The sequence below is a fragment of the Rugamonas violacea genome, from assembly GCF_016461825.1.
Lineage (GTDB): Bacteria > Pseudomonadota > Gammaproteobacteria > Burkholderiales > Burkholderiaceae_D > Rugamonas.
Genome location: NZ_JAEMNU010000037.1, coordinates 261015 through 278380 on the forward strand (window position 1 = coordinate 261015; position 17366 = coordinate 278380).

Annotated in this window: 16 protein-coding genes and 1 tRNA gene; 13 read left to right on the plus strand and 4 right to left on the minus strand. The window is 65.0% G+C overall.

The window, feature by feature from the left end; translation table 11 throughout:
* Window positions 1-110 precede the first annotated feature (110 nt).
* The 6 genes from H7U20_RS08810 (at window position 111) to pth (ending at window position 4493) form a co-directional block, all read left to right on the plus strand.
* Window positions 111-719 carry an outer membrane lipoprotein LolB gene (locus tag H7U20_RS08810; protein WP_199758762.1) on the plus strand — a complete coding sequence of 203 codons (609 nt, stop codon included), beginning with the start codon at window positions 111-113 and terminating at the stop codon, window positions 717-719.
* A gap of 56 nt (window positions 720-775) precedes the next feature.
* Complete coding sequence (gene ispE, locus H7U20_RS08815) at window positions 776-1654, plus strand: 4-(cytidine 5'-diphospho)-2-C-methyl-D-erythritol kinase (RefSeq protein ID WP_199758763.1); 879 nt, start codon at window positions 776-778, stop codon at window positions 1652-1654.
* 75 nt (window positions 1655-1729) lie between these two features.
* A tRNA-Gln gene (locus H7U20_RS08820) sits at window positions 1730-1806 on the plus strand.
* A gap of 157 nt (window positions 1807-1963) precedes the next feature.
* On the plus strand, window positions 1964-2914 hold the full coding sequence (locus H7U20_RS08825; protein ID WP_199758764.1) for a ribose-phosphate pyrophosphokinase: 951 nt from the start codon (window positions 1964-1966) through the stop codon (window positions 2912-2914).
* A 176-nt stretch (window positions 2915-3090) separates the two neighbouring features.
* Window positions 3091-3729: a 50S ribosomal protein L25/general stress protein Ctc gene (locus H7U20_RS08830; protein WP_199758765.1), complete on the plus strand. Its 639-nt coding sequence runs from the start codon at window positions 3091-3093 to the stop codon at window positions 3727-3729.
* Window positions 3730-3908: 179 nt separating this feature from the next.
* Window positions 3909-4493, plus strand: a complete 585-nt coding sequence (gene pth, locus H7U20_RS08835; protein ID WP_199758766.1) for an aminoacyl-tRNA hydrolase — start codon at window positions 3909-3911, stop codon at window positions 4491-4493.
* A 319-nt stretch (window positions 4494-4812) separates the two neighbouring features.
* Here the strand turns inward: pth and H7U20_RS08840 are convergent, their stop codons facing one another.
* From H7U20_RS08840 to H7U20_RS08850, 3 genes are all read right to left on the minus strand, one after another.
* The gene (locus H7U20_RS08840) at window positions 4813-6348 is read right to left on the minus strand and encodes a DUF3999 family protein (protein ID WP_233410588.1); all 1536 of its coding nucleotides are present in this window, start codon (window positions 6346-6348) and stop codon (window positions 4813-4815) included.
* Window positions 6345-9632 (minus strand): DUF2339 domain-containing protein, encoded by a 3288-nt coding sequence (locus H7U20_RS08845; protein ID WP_199758767.1) that lies wholly within the window; start codon window positions 9630-9632, stop codon window positions 6345-6347. Before H7U20_RS08845 ends, H7U20_RS08840 begins: the two co-directional genes overlap by 4 nt.
* Window positions 9633-9808: 176 nt before the next feature.
* Window positions 9809-11656, minus strand: coding sequence for a DUF885 domain-containing protein (locus H7U20_RS08850; protein ID WP_199758890.1), 1848 nt, complete (start codon window positions 11654-11656; stop codon window positions 9809-9811).
* 103 nt (window positions 11657-11759) lie between these two features.
* On the opposite strand from H7U20_RS08850, the gene H7U20_RS08855 reads away from it, so the two are divergent.
* The 5 genes from H7U20_RS08855 (at window position 11760) to H7U20_RS08875 (ending at window position 14884) form a co-directional block, all read left to right on the plus strand.
* Window positions 11760-12368, plus strand: a complete 609-nt coding sequence (locus H7U20_RS08855) for a DUF1579 domain-containing protein (RefSeq protein ID WP_199758768.1) — start codon at window positions 11760-11762, stop codon at window positions 12366-12368.
* Between the two features lie 266 nt (window positions 12369-12634).
* A complete protein-coding gene (locus H7U20_RS08860; RefSeq protein WP_199758769.1) occupies window positions 12635-12847 on the plus strand; it encodes a FitA-like ribbon-helix-helix domain-containing protein in 213 nt (70 codons plus the stop codon).
* Between the two features lie 8 nt (window positions 12848-12855).
* Window positions 12856-13266: a type II toxin-antitoxin system VapC family toxin gene (locus H7U20_RS08865; RefSeq protein WP_199758770.1), complete on the plus strand. Its 411-nt coding sequence runs from the start codon at window positions 12856-12858 to the stop codon at window positions 13264-13266.
* An 82-nt stretch (window positions 13267-13348) separates the two neighbouring features.
* Window positions 13349-14119 carry a DUF4262 domain-containing protein gene (locus H7U20_RS08870; RefSeq protein ID WP_199758771.1) on the plus strand — a complete coding sequence of 257 codons (771 nt, stop codon included), beginning with the start codon at window positions 13349-13351 and terminating at the stop codon, window positions 14117-14119.
* A gap of 114 nt (window positions 14120-14233) precedes the next feature.
* Window positions 14234-14884, plus strand: a complete 651-nt coding sequence (locus H7U20_RS08875) for a glutathione S-transferase family protein (RefSeq protein ID WP_199758772.1) — start codon at window positions 14234-14236, stop codon at window positions 14882-14884.
* A 45-nt stretch (window positions 14885-14929) separates the two neighbouring features.
* Here H7U20_RS08875 and H7U20_RS08880 read toward each other — a convergent pair whose 3' ends face one another.
* Window positions 14930-15376 (minus strand): acyl-CoA thioesterase, encoded by a 447-nt coding sequence (locus H7U20_RS08880; RefSeq protein WP_233410589.1) that lies wholly within the window; start codon window positions 15374-15376, stop codon window positions 14930-14932.
* A 192-nt stretch (window positions 15377-15568) separates the two neighbouring features.
* Here H7U20_RS08880 and ychF point away from each other — a divergent pair, with 192 nt between their 5' ends.
* Both ychF and H7U20_RS08890 read left to right on the plus strand, forming a co-directional pair.
* Window positions 15569-16660 carry a redox-regulated ATPase YchF gene (ychF, locus tag H7U20_RS08885; protein WP_199758773.1) on the plus strand — a complete coding sequence of 364 codons (1092 nt, stop codon included), beginning with the start codon at window positions 15569-15571 and terminating at the stop codon, window positions 16658-16660.
* A 363-nt stretch (window positions 16661-17023) separates the two neighbouring features.
* Window positions 17024-17248 (plus strand): DUF6429 family protein, encoded by a 225-nt coding sequence (locus tag H7U20_RS08890; RefSeq protein WP_199758774.1) that lies wholly within the window; start codon window positions 17024-17026, stop codon window positions 17246-17248.
* Window positions 17249-17366 lie beyond the last annotated feature (118 nt).

The following is a 17366-nucleotide window of genomic DNA, read 5'->3' on the forward strand; positions in this document are numbered from 1 at the left end:
GGCCCCCCCCCCCGGTCCTGCGCCGCTGGGTTTTCCCGCCGTCGCCGGCCGGTGATGCCGAAGGCAAGCCGCCCCCGCCGGGGCCGATTCCACCTTTTTTCGCTACTTTTATGTCGATACGCCGTCTGCTTTCCTCCCTGCCAAGCGCGCTGCTGTGCGGCGCGCTGCTGAGCAGTTGCGCCACGCTGGCGCCGCCGTCCGGCGCGCCGGTGGCGGCCTACCGCGCCACGCTGGAGCTGAGCGGCCGCCTGTCGGTCAACTACAGCCGCGACGGCAAGGCCGAATCGCTGTCGGGCAAGTTCAACTGGACGCAGACGCCGCAGCGGGTCGACGTCAGCCTGGCCTCGCCGCTGGGCCAGATCATCGCCGCCATCAGCGTCACGCCGCGGCAGGCCACGCTGACCCAGGCCGGCAAGGCGCCGCGCACGGCCGACGACATCGACAGCCTGAGCGCGCAGACCCTGGGCTGGGCGCTGCCGGTGTCCGGCCTGCGCGACTGGTTGCAGGGCTACGCCACCGCCGCCGACGGCAGCCGCTTCGTCGCCAGCCCGGCGCACGACAGCGTCACCACGCGCGACGGTTGGCGCCTGCGCTACGTTTCCTGGCAGGAGGAGGGCGCCGCCGCGTCGCGGCCCAAGCGCATCGACGCCGAGCGCCTGGCCGGCGGCCAGGTCGACGAGATGGCGATCCGCATCGTCATCGACGAGCCCGCCTCCTGAGGCGGCCAGCCCCACTCCGAACAACCGCAACGCGCAAGCGCCAACCACTCCGCACCATGAACAGCCTGAAAAATTGCCCGGCTCCGGCCAAACTGAATTTGTTCCTGCACGTGAACGGCCGCCGCGCCGACGGCTACCATTTGCTGCAAACCGTGTTCCAGCTGCTCGACCACGGCGACAGCCTGGACTTCACGCTGCGCGACGACGCGCAGATCTGCCGCGTCAGCGAGATCGCCGGCGTGCCGGCGGAACAGGATCTGATCGTGCGCGCCGCGCGCCTGCTGCAGGCCGAGGTGCTGCGCCGCAGCGGCGCCTTGCCGCGCGGCGTGGACATCGCCATCGACAAGATCCTGCCGATGGGCGGCGGGCTGGGCGGCGGCTCGTCCGACGCCGCCACCACTTTGATGGTGCTCAACAAACTGTGGAATGCCGGCCTGACGCGCCAGCAGTTGATGGACCTGGGCCTGCCGCTGGGCGCCGACATTCCCTTTTTCATCTTCGGCCAGAACGCCTTCGCCGAGGGCGTCGGCGAGGCCTTGCAGCCGACCCGCACGCCCGACTGCTGGTATGTGGTGATCGAGCCCGGCGTCGCGGTGCCGACCGCGGCAGTTTTTTCGTCCGAGCTGTTGACAAGGGATAGTCCGCCTATCATAATAGCGGACTTTTCCAGCCACCTAGAAAGCCACACTGGTTTGACGGGCTACGGAAGAAACGATTTACAGCATGTGGCAACGAGTTTGTTCCCGCCGGTGGCCGAGGCGATAGAATGGCTCAGTGCCCACGGTGATGCCAGGATGACTGGTTCCGGTGCATGTGTATTTTGTGCAGTGGCAAACGAGGTTGACGCCGACGCGGTTTTGAGTAAAATGCCCGTCAAGTGGACAAGCTGGAAAGCCAAGGCGCTGATGCATCACCCGCTCGCCGCGATGTTGTAAGTAGGAAAAAAAGTTTTGGCTTGGCGTAATTTTGGTGATAGAATATCGCCGGTAACGACAAGCAGTCAGTTGCGTAGGGGAATCGCCAAGCTGGTTAAGGCACTGGATTTTGATTCCAGCATACCAAGGTTCGAATCCTTGTTCCCCTGCCATTCGTTTTCCCTGCAAATCTGTCGAGGCGAAGTTGGCCTCCAGTCAGGACGAAGACAGATGGTCCCGCCCAGCGCGGGTCATTCTTAGTACAGCGCCACGCGGACCTGCCGCTGGTGACCTTTCAAAAATTTTCATCGACTATCTCTGGGACTCCCAATGGCTTACGAAAACCTGATGGTTTTTACCGGCAACGCTAATCCTGCGTTGGCAGAAGGAGTCGCAAAAAATCTCGGCATCCCTCTCGGCAAGGCAAACGTCTCGAAGTTCTCGGACGGCGAAGTGATGGTGGAGATTAACGAAAACGTGCGCGGCAAGGACGTCTTCGTGTTGCAATCGACTTGCGCACCGACCAACGACAGCCTGATGGAATTGATCCTGATGGTCGACGCCCTCAAGCGCGCGTCCGCCGGCCGCATCACCGCCGCCATCCCCTACTTTGGTTACGCCCGTCAAGACCGCCGCCCACGTTCGGCGCGCGTCGCGATCTCGGCCAAAGTCGTCGCCAACATGCTGGAAGAAGCCGGCGTCGAGCGCGTCCTGATCATGGACTTGCACGCCGACCAGATCCAAGGCTTCTTCGACATCCCGGTCGACAACATCTACGCCTCGCCGATTCTGCTGGGCGACCTGCAAAAGAAAAACTACCAGGACCTGCTGGTGGTCTCGCCGGACGTCGGCGGTGTGGTGCGCGCCCGCGCCCTGGCCAAGCGCCTCGGTTGCGACCTGGCGATCATCGACAAGCGTCGTCCGAAGGCCAACGTGTCCGAAGTGATGAACATCATCGGTGAAGTCGAAGGCCGCAACTGCGTGATCATGGATGACATGGTCGACACCGCAGGCACGCTGGTCAAGGCCGCCGAAGTGCTCAAAGAGCGCGGCGCCAAGAAGGTCGTCGCCTATTGCACGCACCCGGTGCTGTCCGGTCCGGCGATCGAGCGCATCACCAACTCCTCGCTCGACGAGCTGGTGGTGACCGACACGATCCCGCTGTCGGACGCGGCCAAGGCCTGCGGCAAGATTCGTCAACTGACCTGCGCGCCATTGCTGGCCGAGACGTTCAAACGTATCATCAAGGGCGATTCCGTGATCTCCCTGTTTATCGACTAAGCTCAGACTAGAATAAACGAAAAAATCAGCGGTAACGGCGGCGCGCCTGGCTTTTAGCCGGCAGCGCCGTTGTGCATTTCCGGATTCATGGACGCGCGAGCGTCCATTCTCGAAGCACCCTGGTCGCGGGGGCTTCATAACACGGGGCGCGAGCCCTGTATATTTTGGAGTATCACATGAAAGTTGTTGCATTCAAACGCGAATTGCAAGGTTCCGGAGCGAGCCGCCGCCTGCGCATTTCCGGTCAAACCCCTGGTATCGTCTACGGCGGTACCGAAGCGCCGTTGAACATCACCCTGGACCACAACGCGCTGTACCACGCGCTGAAAAAAGAAGTGTTCCACTCGTCGATCCTGGATCTGGAAATCGACGGCAAGGTTCAACAAGTTCTGCTGCGCGACTTCCAAGTCCACGCATACAAACAACTGGTTCTGCACGCTGACTTCCAGCGCGTCGACGCGAACACCAAAGTGCACATGAAAGTCGCTCTGCACTTCGCCAACGCCGACGTGTCGCCAGCGGTCAAACTGCACGGCGCCACCATCAGCCACGTGCTGAACGAAATCGAAGTGTCGTGCCTGCCAAAAGACCTGCCAGAGTTCATTACCGTTGACCTGTCGAACATCGACGTCGGTCACTCGCTGCACCTCGGCGAAATCACCCTGCCAGCAGGCGTGGTCGCCGTGGCCCACGGTTCGAACCTGACCGTTGCCACCGCTTCGGTGCCAGCCGGCCACGTTGCCGCTGAAGCCGCAGCCGCTGCTCCAGCCGCCGCCGCCGCTGACGCTAAGCCAGCCGCCAAAGCCAAGAAGTAATTCGGCCGCCGCAGCGATGCGGTAGCAGATGGGAAAAACCCGCCGGCCCTGCTGGCGGGTTTTTTTTAGTCCGGGCCATCGGCAAAGTCCCCCGCGCGATACAGTGGCAGGCGGGAGGTTTTGCCGATTTTCCGCAAAATTTCATACCCACGTTCGCCTATTTTCGAAGACAGCACACCATGCCCATACGTCTCATCGTCGGCCTCGGCAACCCCGGCGCCGAATACGAACAAACCCGCCACAACGCCGGCTTCTGGCTGGTCGACAACCTGGCCAACAGCCTGCCCGGCGTCCGCCTGCAGCGCGAAACGCGCTTCAACGCGCTGATGGCCAAGACCGCCATCGGCGGCAACGAGGTGTGGCTGCTCGAACCGCAGACCTATATGAACCGCTCCGGCCAGTCGGTCGGCGGCCTGGCGCGCTTCTACAAGATCAATCCGGACGAGGTGTTGGTGGTGCACGACGAGCTCGACCTGATGCCCGGCATCGCCCGCCTGAAGAAGGGCGGTTCGGCCGGTGGCCACAACGGCCTGAAGGACATCACCGCCGCGCTCGGCACGCAGGACTACTGGCGGCTTCGGCTCGGCATCGGCCATCCGCGCTCGCTCAGCCTGCAGCAGCAGGTGGCCGACTTCGTGCTGCACCGCCCGCGCCGCGAGGACCAGGTGCTGATCGAGGAGGCCATCGAGAAGTCGCTGCTGGTCATGCCGCAGATTTGCGAAGGCAAGTTCGAAGCGGCGACGATGAAGTTGCACACGGCCTGAACCGGCTGGTGGTTGTGGCGGCGCGTCGTGGCGGCGGGCGGGCCGGCGATGGCAAAAACCACCCAAAGGCGGCAAGCCGGGGTCGGCAACTGTCTTGATCATTTAAAGGCACCTCCAAAAACCCGTCGCTCTCGCGTAGGCGGGAGCCTATACGTCGCATCTGGTCTAGCTCAGCATGGGTTCCCGCCTACGCGGCGGTCCGCCGATGCGGAACGACAATTTGGTGGTTTTTCGAGGTGCCTTTAAGTGCAGTTGCTGACCCCAGGTTTCTGCCTCGGGGCCTCTTCGCTATGCCATGGCCCGTGCCCGTGGCTGTGCGTCACCTTCCGGCATGGCCCTCGGCGTTCGCGCCCGCTTCCTCTTTTTTGGTCGTAGCCGGCTTGAGCAGGCGCCACACCATCAGGCCGAGCACGGCCACTCCCAGCAGCAACACCCCCCACAATACCCACAGCCGGCGCCGCGCGGCCGCGCCGGCCTGCGCCACCGCGTCGTCGGCGGCCGCCCCGGCGCCGGCCTGGCGTTGTTGCGCCGGGCCGGCGCTGGCCGTCTCCAGCGTTTGCAGTTCGGCGCTGGAAAAGCCCGGCGCCACCTGGCCCAGCTCGCGCGCGGCGGCGGCGGCCTTGTCGCGCCCCACGGCCAGCGTGTAGGGCGGCGCGCCGCTGGCCAGGAAGATCAGCGTGGCCGGTTCCCAAGCCAAACGCAGCACCGGTTTCAGGCCGGCGATGCCTTTGCCGCGCGCGGCCCATTGCAGGGTGTGGCGGGGTGCGACGTCGAGCTCGCCCGAGGCGCGCACCTGGCCGGCCTGGACGAGGCGATAGAAGGTGGCGCTGGCGACCGGCTCGAACAGCCAGCCGCCGGCCTGGCCGAGCTGGCGCGGCGGCAGCTCGCGGTAGCTGCCGAGCGCCACCGGCAGCACCACGGTCTGCGCGCCGAAATCCAGGCCGACCTGGCTGGCCGACACGGCCGGCGGCGTGGCGTACACCAGCTCGTCGGCCTGCCGGCCCGGCGCCGGTTGCAGCCGCAACTGGTCGCGGTAGGGCGGCGCCTCGCTTTGCAGCAGCTGTTCGGCGACCACGCCGGCGAACGGCAGCGGCGTGCCGCCGTGCCAGCGCAGGCGGGCGTAGCGGAAGCGGCGCGGGGCGAACTCCAGCTTGTCGTTGGCCAGCGTCTGCGCGTCCTGGCTGACCAGCCAGTTCAACTCGGTCGCGCCGGCCGGGTCCCAATGCTTCAAGTCGTCGCTGGTGTCCAGCCACACTTGCGCGTTGTACTCGCGCAGCCCGGCCGGCAGCGTGAAGCGTAGCGCGTCGATCAGCGGCGCCGCGTCGGCCGGGGCGGGCGGACCCAGGTCGAGTATCAAGGCGCTGAGCTGCGCCACCGCGCCGGCGGCCGCGCTGACACCGGCCGCCGCCTCCGGCCGCACGCGCACCGACAGCAGGCGGCCGTCCGTGGCGGTGCGCACGTCCAGGTCCAGCTGCTGCGTTTTGCCGGTGGAACTCAGCAGCGGGAAGATCTTCAGCGGCAGACTGCGATGGCTGGTCTGGCGCTTACCCCGGGCCGCTTGCAGCGTGAACGGCAGCGCCGCGCCGTGGGCGTCGAACACGCGCAGGTCGTCCAGTTGCGGCGAGCGGGCGTGCAGGTAAACATCGGCCGGCAGGCGTAGTTGCAGCACGCCCTGGCCGGTCTTGGCGCTGAGCGGCAGCGCCCAGGCGTAGTCCTGTGGCGTGTCGCTGACGGCGCCGGGCGTGGCCGCCGCCAAGGCCGGCAACGCCAGCGCCGTTTGCAGCGCCAGCGCCGCCATGAGAGCGCGTCGCGCGCGGCCTGGTGGCGTATGGCTTGCTGCGGTGAGCGCGGTCATGCGGCCTCCTGGCTGGTGGTTTGCCCGGCGGGCGAGGGGTAGGGGGCGAGATAGCCGATGCCGACCATCAGCGCGCCGACGCCGAGGAAGGAGACGATGCGCTCGACCCCGCCGACGTTGGACAGGTCGACCAGGAACAGCTTGGCCACCGTCAGCCCGAGCAGCGCGGCGCCGGCGATCCAGACCGGCCGGCTGGCGCGCTTGGCGGCGTAGCGCATCAGGATCAGCGCGGTGACGCTCCACACCAGCGACAGCATGGCCTGGACGAACTGCGAGGCGAACAAATCGTCGAAAGCGTAGTCGATATCGGCGTAGTGTGAAACGCTGCGCAGCAGCACCAGGTTGAACCAGACGTAGGCGGTCAGCGCGGCGCCGATCAGCAGGCGCGGACGCAGCGCCGCCAGCGCGGACGGGGCGCCGTTGGTGGCGGCCGGCTCGTCCTCGCGCAGCATGCGGTAGCAGGCCACCGCCAGCAGCATGGCGAAGCAGCTGCTCAGGTCGAGCGGATTGAGCAGCGGCAGGTAGGGCAGCGGCGCCATGGCGCCGTCCTGCGTCAGGTTCCACACCGCCAGCAGCAGCACCGACCAGGCGCAGGCCAGCGGCAGCAGGCGGCGTCGATACCAGGCGGCGAGCGGCGCCACCGGCCAGCCGCCGGCGCGGCCGCGTTGCATCAGCCAGGCCAGCGCCGCCATCATCAGCCAGGCCGGGATGAAGCGTGCCCAGCTGGCGTCGGTGTGCCAGCCGGCGTCGGCCAGCAGCAGCGCCTCGGCGTTGTTGCCGTCGCGTAGCCAGTGCGCGATGTTGAGCGCCGCCACCGGCCAGATCATCAACCACGGGCCGGCGCTGCGCACCGCGTGCAGCAGCTGGAGGGCAGGGGTGGCGATGCTCCAGCGGTTTGCCGGCCAGGCGCGCAGCAGCCATTCGGCCGCCAGCCACAGGGCGGCGTAGGCCAGCCAGGCTTCGCCGCCGGGCAGGCGGTTGTCCGGATAGAGCTGGACGAGGATGGCCAGCGTGCTGGCGGCCAGCGCGACCCAGGTCGGCAGCGTGGCCCAGCGCAGGGCCGGCCATTGCAGGCGCCGCGCCGCCAGCACGATGGGCGCGGTGCCGGCGGCTAGCAGCAGCATGTAGAAGGACCAGCACAGGCCGGCGTCGGGATGGTGGTTGCCGCTGTTGAAGAGCTGGTAGCGGGTGCTCAGCCAGCCCGCCAGCGGCGCCAGGATCTGCACAAACCACCACAGGGCGGACCACAGCAGCAGCAAGTTGGACAGCGGTGCCAGGCGGGATGCGTCGGCGTGCGCCTGGCGCATCAGCGCCCAGCTGCTGAACAGGGCGCCGGCGCAGATCAGCAGCGCGCCCAGCACGGGCCGGTCGAACAGGTTCGGCGTGGCATTGACCCAGCCGCTGTCCATCAGCGACAGCAAGGTGGCGCCGGCCAGCGCCTGCGCCGCCAAGGCCAGCCAGGAGGCCAGCGGCCAGGCCATGCGTTTGGCGATCAGTCCCAGCCCGACGGCGGTGAGCAGCGCGCTCAGCACCAGCAGGTTGGCTTGGCTGGTGGCGTGGGTGCGCAGGAAGATTTCGCTCCAGGCGCCGGCGATCAGCCAGACGGTGGCTGCGGCCAGGAACAGGCCGGCCAGCGGCGCGAAGGCGCGGCCCGGCGCGGCGTTTTCGTCGCCATCTTGGGCGCCGTTGGCGTGGGCGCGGAAGCGGGTCGCCATCAGGAAGGCGGTGGCGGCCAGCAGCAGGAAGCCCAGCCACAGATTGGACTCCAGCGCCGTCGCCGGCGCCAGGCCGCTGACGCTGCCGATGAAGCTGAGCCAGGCGCCGGCCTGCACCAGCAGGCCGAACATCCAGGTCAGCGTCTGGCGCTGGCGCAGGCCGACCCAGACGATGCCGGCGCCTTCCAGCGCCCAGGCGGCCGAGGTCCAGCGGCCGTCGAGCGCGAGCGGGACGGTCAAGGTGCCGAACACCACGCCGATGGCCAGGCAGGTGTCGCCCAGCAGCGCGTACTTGGCGCGGTTGCGGCGCAGCGCCACGGCCAGGCCGACGTAGAACAGGCCCAGCGCCAACGCCGAATAGGCCAGGCCGAATTCGATCTGGCGCACCAGGCCGACTTGCAGGCCGAAGGCCAGCATCGGCGTGCCGAAGATCAGCGTGCCGTCGACGTAGTTTTTCAACTGCACGGCCTGGCGGCGCGCGTAGGCCAGCGCGATGGCGACGTAGTAGAGGAAGAACAGCAGCAGGAACAGCTGGGCCGACAGGTAGTCCTCCGGCCGGTAGCGCAGCACGCCCCAGGCGGTGCCGATGGCGAAGGTGAAGGCGAAGCCGAGCAGGTTGAGGGCGCGCCAGGAGCGCAGCAGCGCCAGGCCGAACACGCCGGCGTTGAGCAGCGCGTAGTAGGAGAACAGGCCGATGTGGCTGCCGCCGCCGGTGGAGGCGAGGATGGGCGCGGCGAAGCCGCCGACGATGCCGAACAGGGCCAGCCACTGGGCGTTCTGCAGCGCCGCCAGCACGCAGGTGAAGCTGGTCAGCACGAACAGCAGGGCGAAGGCGAGCGGGCCGGGAATCAGGTGGTAGAGGCGGAAGGCGCCGAAGGTGACCAGCATCAGCACGGCCAGCGCGGTGCCCTGCACCGGCAGGCTGATGGCGGGGCGTCGCGTGCGGATGCGCCAGCCCCAGACGAGCAGGGCGAGGTCGCCCAGCACGATGCCGGCCAGGCGGAACTCGATCGGCACGCTGACCCGCGCGGCCGTGTATTTGAGCAGGAAGCTGATGCCGATGAAGAGGATCAGCAGGCCCAGCTTGGCCACCAGGTTGCCACCGAACAGCCAGGCCTTGGCGGCCAGCAGCCATTGTGGCGGCTGGCTCGGCGGCTGGCGCGGCGTCTGCGGCGCTGCCGGTTGCGGCTGGCGGGACGCGGCGGCCGGTGTCGATGGCGGCGCTGATGGCGGCGCTGATGGTGTCGCCGATGCCGACGATGCGTTTTGCGCTGGCGGCGTCGAGACGGTGGGCGGCGCGGCGAGGTCCGCCACGGTGTCGGCGTTGGCGCCGTCGTTGGCGGCCGAATGTTGCTTGAGGAAGGCGGCGCTGTCCGCGTCGGCCTCGGCCTGTGCCGACGGCGCCGGCGCCTGCCGCGTTCGCGCGCGCAGCGAGGCCAGGTCCACGCGCAGGCCGGCCATTTCCTTGCGCAGATCGTCGATCAATTTGTGCGCCTGGCGCGCGCTGGCCTTGGCCTGCCAGGCGTAGCGGAAGGTCACCACGCCAACAATAAATAAAATGAATTCCATCAAGTCGCTCTCCCGGAAATGCTCGATGGTGTCGCGCACGACATCACGCGCGGCCAAGCAGAAGCAACATTGACGATATCATAATTGAGCGCGGCCGCCGGCGTTTTCGACCATGCCGCCGCCGCACCACCGGCGCATGGCGCATGGCACCCGCGTCGGCCGCAGCCTGGCTTGGCCTATTTCGACGCGGCGATCCAGCGCTCGACCCGCGCCTCCAGGATCGGCAGCGGCAGCGTGCCGTCGCCGATCACCACCTCGTGGAACTTCGGATAGCTGAACTTGTCGCCCAGCGCCTGCTGGGCCCGGCCGCGCAGCTCCAATATCTTCAGCGAGCCGATCTTGTAGCTCAGCGCCTGCGCCGGGATCACCATGTAGCGCTCGATCTGGTTGCGCGCCCGCGCCTCGCTGTAGCCCAGCGTGTCGACGGTGTAGGCGATGGCCTGCTCGCGGCTCCAACCCAGCGCGTGCATGCCGGTGTCGACCACCAGGCGCACGGCGCGCAGCATCTCCGCGTTCAGGTGGCCGTAGTAGTAGGCCGGATCGTCGTACAGGCCGAACTGCTTGCCCATGGTTTCCGAGTACAGCGCCCAGCCCTCGGTGAAGGCGGCGTTGTTCGGATTCTCGGTGCTGAACTTGCGGAAGTCGGGCAGGCCGATCTCCTTGAGCAGGGCGGCGTGCAGATGGTGGCCGGGCAGACCCTCGTGCAGGAACAGGCTGGCCATCTCGACCCGGCTGTATTGTTTGGCGTCGTTGACCACCGGCCAGAACACGCCGGGGTGCGAGCCGTCGGCGGCCGACGGCGTGTAGTGGTCCGACGCCGTGGCGCGCGTCAGCTCCGGTTCCAGTTGCAGCTCCAGCTTGGCCTTGGGCACCAGGCTGTAGTAGGTTGGCAGCTTTTGCAGCACCGTCGCGTAGATCTGGCGGTAGGCGTCGAGCACCTCGGCCTCGCCGCGGAAGGGCTTGAACTTGTCCTGCGCGCCGACCCATTGCGGCAGTTGCTGCGGCGGGCCGTCGTAACCCAGTTGCGGGCCGAGGGCCAGCAGTTGCTGCTTGATCCGCGCCACTTCTTCCAGCCCCTTGGCGTGCACCTGTTCCGGCGTCAGCGGCAGGTTGGTGCTGTCCTGGATGCGCGCCAGATACCAGGCCTTGCCGTTCGGCAGCGCATCCCAGCCGCTGCTGGCGCGGCTGGCCGCCAGGTAGTCCGTTTCGAGGAAGCGCAGCAGACGTTCCAGCGCCGGGCCGAGCTTGGCGGCGACGGTGTGGCGGTAGGCGGCGCTCAGCTGTTGCCGGTCGGCGGCGGAGAACCCGGCCGGCAGGCGCGTCACCGGCGAGTAGAACACGCTGGCCTCCGGCGTGGCGCTGCGCAGCGCCTGGAACTGCGGCAGCATCGCCACGGTGATGGCCTTCGGCTGCACCACGCCGAGGCGGATGCCTTCCTTCATGTTGGCGATGGCTTGGTCTATCCATGCCGGCAACTGGTTCAGGCGGTTCAGGTAGGCGCGGTATTGCTTGACCGTGGCCAGCGGCTGCGAGCCGGTGCCGCTGGCGTAGTTGGCCAGCGTGCTGGGCACGTTGTCCATCTGGTTGAGCGGCAGCAGGTGTTCGGGGTAGGGCGCCAGGCTGAGCGCGCTGTCGAGCTCGTAGGCGAGCAGGTCGTAGCTCAGTTGGTCCTGGTCGCTCAGCGCGGCGCGGGCGATGCCGTGCAGGCGCAGCTGCAACTGGCGGTACATGGCGAATTGCAGCGCGCGCACCTTCGGCGAGATGCTCAGGCCGATCTGGTCGTCGTAGCGGCTGTCGCCGTTGGCGGTGGCGAACAGCAACGGGTCGTACTTGGCGCGGGCGACGTGGAAGGCGTCGGCCAGCCGGTCCAGCTGTTTCTTCGCTTGGGTGGGCGCCTGCGCCGAGGCCGGCGCGGCGGCCTGCGCCGGCAGCGCCGGCAGCGCCGTCAGCGCGGCGGTGGCGGCCAGCAGGCTGGCGACCAAGGTGGTGCGGCGGAGCAAAGCGAGGGAAAGCTGCTGCGGCATGGCGAGATCCTTGGCGGTGGTTGGGGTGGCCACAGAATACATCAACTCAATCTATCCAGTTAAAATGAACATCCGTACAACCGTTAGTCACGAGGAGGGCATCATGAGCGTTCCCAGCATCGTGCAACACCTGGTACTTGTCGTTGGATTGGCCGTCGCCGCAGCGGCGCCGGCCGCAGATAAAGCGAAGAAGGCCGCCGCGCCGCCGGATGAAAAGGCGGCGATGGAGGCGATGGCGAAGGCGGCGACGCCGGGCGAGGCGCACAAGAAACTGGAGCCGCTGGCCGGCAGCTTCGACGCCAAATCGCGCTCCTGGATGGACCCGTCCAAGCCGCCCGAGGAGTCCAGCGCCACCTCGGTGCGCAAATGGATACTCGGCAATCGCTATCTGCAGGAAGACTACAGCGGCACCTTCATGGGGCAGCCGTTCAGCGGCATCGGCTTCCAGGGTTACGACAATATCTCCAAGCACTATGTCGGCTCCTGGATGGACACCATGGGGACGGCGATGATGACGAGCACCGGCAGCATGACCGGCAAGGTCCTCAAATCGACCAGCGTGATGACCGACCCCGCCACGGGCAAGAGCGCCAAGTACACCATGACCATCACGATCGCCGACAACGACCACCACACGCTGGAGATGTGGGGACCGGATGCCGCCGGCAAGAACGCCAAGTGGATGGAGATCAACTATACCCGTAAGAAGTAGCTGTTCGCGGCGGCCGCCCAGCGCACGACGACTTCATTGGCCGGGTACGGGGCCATCTCATTCCCGCTCCTTCCTACGGCGTCGGGGACGTCGCGGCTGCGGGCGTATAAGCTGCCTGGTCACGGCAGCGAGAACGGCGTCCTGCACATCGTTGGCCATCCGAAATAGCCAGACAGCGCCGAAGCGTTGGCTGCCGTCGCGCTATTGCGCGGCCCATTCTGCGCGAGTATATTGCAATCAATGATTGCGTTTTTTTTGGAGGGGCTATGGCGACAAATTTGGTTGTGCGAAACGTTGACGAAGATATCGCCTTGGCTTTGAAGCAAAGAGCGGCGGTCCACGGGCGCAGCGCCGAGGCCGAGCATCGCGAAATTTTGAAGGATGCCTTGCAACGACCGCAGCGGCGACCGTTCAGTGATGTGCTTGCAAGTATGCCCAACGTGGGAAAAGACGCCGACTTCGATGTTCGCAAGAGCTAGGAGATACGATGTATCTTGTCGATACCAATGTGATCAGTGAGGCGCGCAAGGGTAGCAAGGCGAATGTTGGCGTCGTCGAGTTCTTTCGAACCAAACCGCCCGGTGAACTATATCTTTGCGTTCAAACCATTGGTGAAATTCGACGCGGCGTTGAGAATATCCGTGGCCGGGGCGATCAGTCGCAAGCCGCTCGGCTTGAGGTTTGGCTCACACTCGTCGTGGAAGTGTATGCGGATCGCATCTTGGACTTTGATGTCGACTGCGCCCAAGTTTGGGGCCGCTTGATGTCTCCGGGCGCCAGTCACCCGATTGACAAGCAAATTGCCGCAATTGCATTGATTCACGGACTTGAAGTCGTCACACGAAACACGCAGGACTTTGCCGGCACGGGTGTCAAGTTGTTGAATCCGTTCGCATAAAATCGTAAGAAATAGGCTTGCCGCTCTGTCTGCGAACGCGCGTCAAACACATGAATATTGAGACCAAAGTAAAAGGTTTTTCGTGACTGAACATACCCACCAATTTTCCGATTGGCCATTCCTGGATGCGGTGAATGCCCTCGCTTTCTGCACTGCCGACGTGGCGCAGCAACATTTACCGATATTACAGGTGTCGCATGACTTCGATGGCGACTGGCAGTTTCTGGATGCGACGACGGAAACGCCAGGCGAGTGCGTGATGCTCTGTTTGGGTTGCGTGTACGAACGGGACGCCACGCTGGCGCAGATTGGCGACTTGCCCCGTGGTTGGAGCGCCTATCGTATTTGCATCGGTGCCGACTGGGAGCGCTGGGAAAAATCACCTGAAGCGGACGACTGCGAACAAGAGGTAAACGACGGCGAACAAAAGGCGCTCGCCCATATTGAAGAATACGGCCTTCACATCATTAGTGTGAATGAGGAAGACGATTTGCCACCATTTTCTTATTCCATTGGCATCGAGCAGTCGCTGGCCATGCCCGACTTAATTGTCGTCGGGCTGAGGCATGAAGTTGCTCAGGCCGTTATCAACGAGTGTTATCGGCAAATGAAGTCGGGCAAGCTCATTGCGCCGGGTTCGCGCGTCGCCGACCTGCTCGGTGGCGAATTCGAATGCGTGATTGGCGAAGTCTCCCCAGCGAACATCAAGGAATACATGGGCTGGGCCTTATGGCTATATAAAGGTGCTAACTGCCGTGCACACCAGATCATTTTCCCCAGCACCGCCGGCGTTTTCCCATGGGAGCCGGAAGCCAGCGAATGGTTCAGGAACTGGCAGCCCTTACTTGCTTGAACGACAAATAGAGCTAGGCCTGATGGGCTGGGCAGGGTGCGCTTAGGCATAGCACAACTGTGCCACAGCGAAAGTTGTCCGTATTCCCTGGCAAACATTCACGGAGACCAACTGATGAACACCGCAATCAAACCGATCACCCTCACCACCTTCGACTGGGTTCCGCAAATGCCGCGCGGCTATGTACGTGATATCCGCGTGCGTTGGGCTCTGGAAGAGGCCGAATGGCCATATAGAGTCGACAGCGTACCCTTCCGTCCTCGGCATGCCGAGCATTACTCGCACCAACCCTTCGGGCAAGTGCCATGGATGAGCGATGGCGACGTTTCGATCTTTGAGAGCGGAGCGATGCTGCTGTATTTGGGCGAGCGCAGCGCTGCGCTGATGCCGGTCGATCCGCGCGCTCGCAGCGAGGCGAAGGAGTGGTTGTTTGCGGCGCTCAATTCCGTCGAGATGGCAAGCCTGCCGTGGTCTCTCCTCCATTTCTCAGGCGAGACGGGCGACACGCCGGCATTCAAGCTTTTTGACGACTTCCTCAAGGCGCGTCTCCAACATATGGAGCCGGTGCTGGCGGGACGCGAGTGGTTGGCGGGAACCTTTTCCATTGCGGACATAATGATGGCCGATGCGCTGCGCCTGGTGGATCGCTTCGACGGGCTGGCGGAACATCCCGCCTGCCGCGCCTACGTCGCGCGCGCCACGGCCCGTCCATCCTTTTTGAAGGCGCATGCGGACCAGATGGCGCATTTTGCTGCCGCGGACTAATCCACCCGCATGCTCGTATCGGAGCGTCGATTGACGCAGGGGCGGTCAGTCGGCCGGCGCCGCGCCGTGTATGGTTGCCAGCACATCGCGCACGGCCGCTGGAATCGGCACCGAACGATTGCTGCCGCGTTCGACGTAGACGTGGACGAAATGGCCGGCGGCGCAGGGCAGGCGATCGTCGTTGCGGAACAGCGCGATCTCATAGCGCACGCTGGAATTGCCCAGCTTGGCCACGCGGATGCCGGCGTGCACCAGGTCGGGGAAGGAGACCGGGCTGAAGTAGGAACAGCCGGAATCGACCACGAAGCCGACCACGTCGCCGTGGTGGATGTCGAGCACGCCGCGCTCGATCAGGAACTGGTTCACCGCCGTGTCGAAATACGAATAATAGACAACATTGTTGACGTGGCCGTACTGGTCGTTGTCCATCCAACGGGTCGGGATGGTCATGAATTGGGGGAAATGTTCCCGTCCGGCGTCGCGCAAAGACATGCAAGCTCCTGTTCCAGGGTGATCGGCCATTTTAGCGCGGGAAAGCGGGGATTTTTTTGAACAGAACAGGCGAGGGGGGTACAATTGACCCCCTGAATGCTGCAAGACAGTACCAATTCCAGAAAACGCCGCCCCGCGCTGGCCGTTTTTCACACGCCGCTTGCCGGCAATATTGATTATTAAAGGTTTTTCATGAGTCTCCAATGCGGCATCGTCGGCCTGCCTAACGTCGGCAAGTCCACCCTCTTCAACGCCCTGACCAAGGCCGGCATCCCGGCCGAGAACTATCCCTTCTGCACCATCGAGCCGAACGTCGGCGTGGTCGAGGTGCCGGATCCGCGCATGGACGCGCTGTCGGCCATCGTCAAGCCCGAGCGCATGGTCAACGCCATCGTCGAGTTCGTCGACATCGCCGGCCTGGTGGCCGGCGCCTCGCAGGGCGAGGGCCTGGGCAACCAGTTCCTGTCGCACATCCGCGAGACCGACGCCATCGTCAACGTGGTGCGCTGCTTCGAGGACGACAACGTGATCCACGTGGCCGGCAAGATCAGCCCGCTGGACGACATCGAAGTGATCCAGACCGAGCTGGCCCTGGCCGACATGGGCACCGTCGAGAAGGCGATCCACCGCGAAAACAAGAAGGCCCGTTCGGGCGACAAGGACGCCGCCAAGCTGGTCGCCGTGCTGGAACGCATGATGCCGCACCTGAACGACGCCAAACCGGTGCGCGCGATGGGACTGGACGCCGACGAGATGCTGCTGATCAAGCCGCTGTGCCTGATCACCGCCAAGCCGGCCATGTACGTCGCCAACGTCTCCGACACCGGCTTCAAGAACAACCCGCTGCTGGACCAGCTGACCACCTACGCGCAGTCGCAGAACGCGCCCATCGTCGCCATCTGCGCCTCCATCGAAGCCGAGATCGCCGATCTGGACGACGCCGACAAGGGCGCCTTCCTGGGCGACATGGGCATGGAAGAGCCGGGCCTGGACCGCCTGATCCGCGCCGCCTACAAGCTGCTCGGCCTGCAAACCTACTTCACCGCCGGCGTCAAGGAAGTGCGCGCCTGGACCATCCACGTCGGCGACACCGCGCCGCAGGCGGCCGGTGTGATCCACACCGACTTCGAACGCGGCTTCATCCGCGCCCAGACCATCGCCTATGACGACTTCATCACCTACAAGGGCGAGAGCGGCTCCAAGGAAGCGGGCAAGATGCGCGCCGAGGGCAAGGAATACGTCGTCAAGGACGGCGACGTGTTGAACTTCCTGTTCAACGTCTAAGTAAGTCAGCAGGACGTCGGATTCCAGCGGATTCCGGCAGACAACGAAGAATTCGGCCTCCTTGTGGGGCCGTTTTTTGTCCTCCGGATCGCCTTGGCGGCGCCGCGCGGGTTCGGATGGAATCGGATGGGAATGGACGCCGTTTGGACCTTTTTGGACGTGTTTGGATGTCGCGCGGTAAATAAATTTCATTGAAATCAAACGCTTACATGTTTCAAGAGGGGGCTGATGAATTTGGAATTGGACGAAGTCGAAAGCCCACTGGTCGAGCAACTCGTCGCGACGGTGTGGGGCATTTCAAAACGGCCACGCCGCCCGATGCGCTGCGCCGGCTAACGTCAGTAACGCTGAGGAGGCAATATCATGGAACTTGATATGGACCGGATCGACGACGCCGTTCTGGCGTTGATGTACCTTGGGCTGCATGATGAGGCGCGGACATGGAAAGGCTTCGATTGGGACGCGATGGCCCGGCTGTATGAGAAGGGGCTGATCTCGGACCCGGCGGGGAAGGCCAAGTCGGTGGTATTTACTGAGCATGGCCGGCAAGAGTCGGCACGCTTGCTCAAAAAGCTGTTTGGAGTCTAGTTGTATGTGGCCGGACGACTAACATCGTTGCCGCGGCAGGGCCGCTGGTTTGTGCTGCGGCGGGAGCCGTCATGCCGGCCGTGCTTGCCGCGCCGCCCTGATAGCCGCAACTCGCCGA

Coding starts and splice junctions, on each gene's coding strand:
- H7U20_RS08890 (WP_199758774.1), top strand. CDS start 17,024: ATGGAACTTGATATGGACCGGATCGACGACGCCGTTCTGGCGTTGATG.
- ychF (WP_199758773.1), top strand. CDS start 15,569: ATGAGTCTCCAATGCGGCATCGTCGGCCTGCCTAACGTCGGCAAGTCC.
- H7U20_RS08840 (WP_233410588.1), bottom strand. CDS start 6,348: ATGACCGCGCTCACCGCAGCAAGCCATACGCCACCAGGCCGCGCGCGA.
- pth (WP_199758766.1), top strand. CDS start 3,909: ATGCCCATACGTCTCATCGTCGGCCTCGGCAACCCCGGCGCCGAATAC.
- H7U20_RS08860 (WP_199758769.1), top strand. CDS start 12,635: ATGGCGACAAATTTGGTTGTGCGAAACGTTGACGAAGATATCGCCTTG.
- H7U20_RS08855 (WP_199758768.1), top strand. CDS start 11,760: ATGAGCGTTCCCAGCATCGTGCAACACCTGGTACTTGTCGTTGGATTG.
- H7U20_RS08810 (WP_199758762.1), top strand. CDS start 111: ATGTCGATACGCCGTCTGCTTTCCTCCCTGCCAAGCGCGCTGCTGTGC.
- H7U20_RS08875 (WP_199758772.1), top strand. CDS start 14,234: ATGAACACCGCAATCAAACCGATCACCCTCACCACCTTCGACTGGGTT.
- H7U20_RS08830 (WP_199758765.1), top strand. CDS start 3,091: ATGAAAGTTGTTGCATTCAAACGCGAATTGCAAGGTTCCGGAGCGAGC.
- ispE (WP_199758763.1), top strand. CDS start 776: ATGAACAGCCTGAAAAATTGCCCGGCTCCGGCCAAACTGAATTTGTTC.
- H7U20_RS08865 (WP_199758770.1), top strand. CDS start 12,856: ATGTATCTTGTCGATACCAATGTGATCAGTGAGGCGCGCAAGGGTAGC.
- H7U20_RS08825 (WP_199758764.1), top strand. CDS start 1,964: ATGGCTTACGAAAACCTGATGGTTTTTACCGGCAACGCTAATCCTGCG.
- H7U20_RS08850 (WP_199758890.1), bottom strand. CDS start 11,656: ATGCCGCAGCAGCTTTCCCTCGCTTTGCTCCGCCGCACCACCTTGGTC.
- H7U20_RS08880 (WP_233410589.1), bottom strand. CDS start 15,376: ATGTCTTTGCGCGACGCCGGACGGGAACATTTCCCCCAATTCATGACC.
- H7U20_RS08845 (WP_199758767.1), bottom strand. CDS start 9,632: ATGGAATTCATTTTATTTATTGTTGGCGTGGTGACCTTCCGCTACGCC.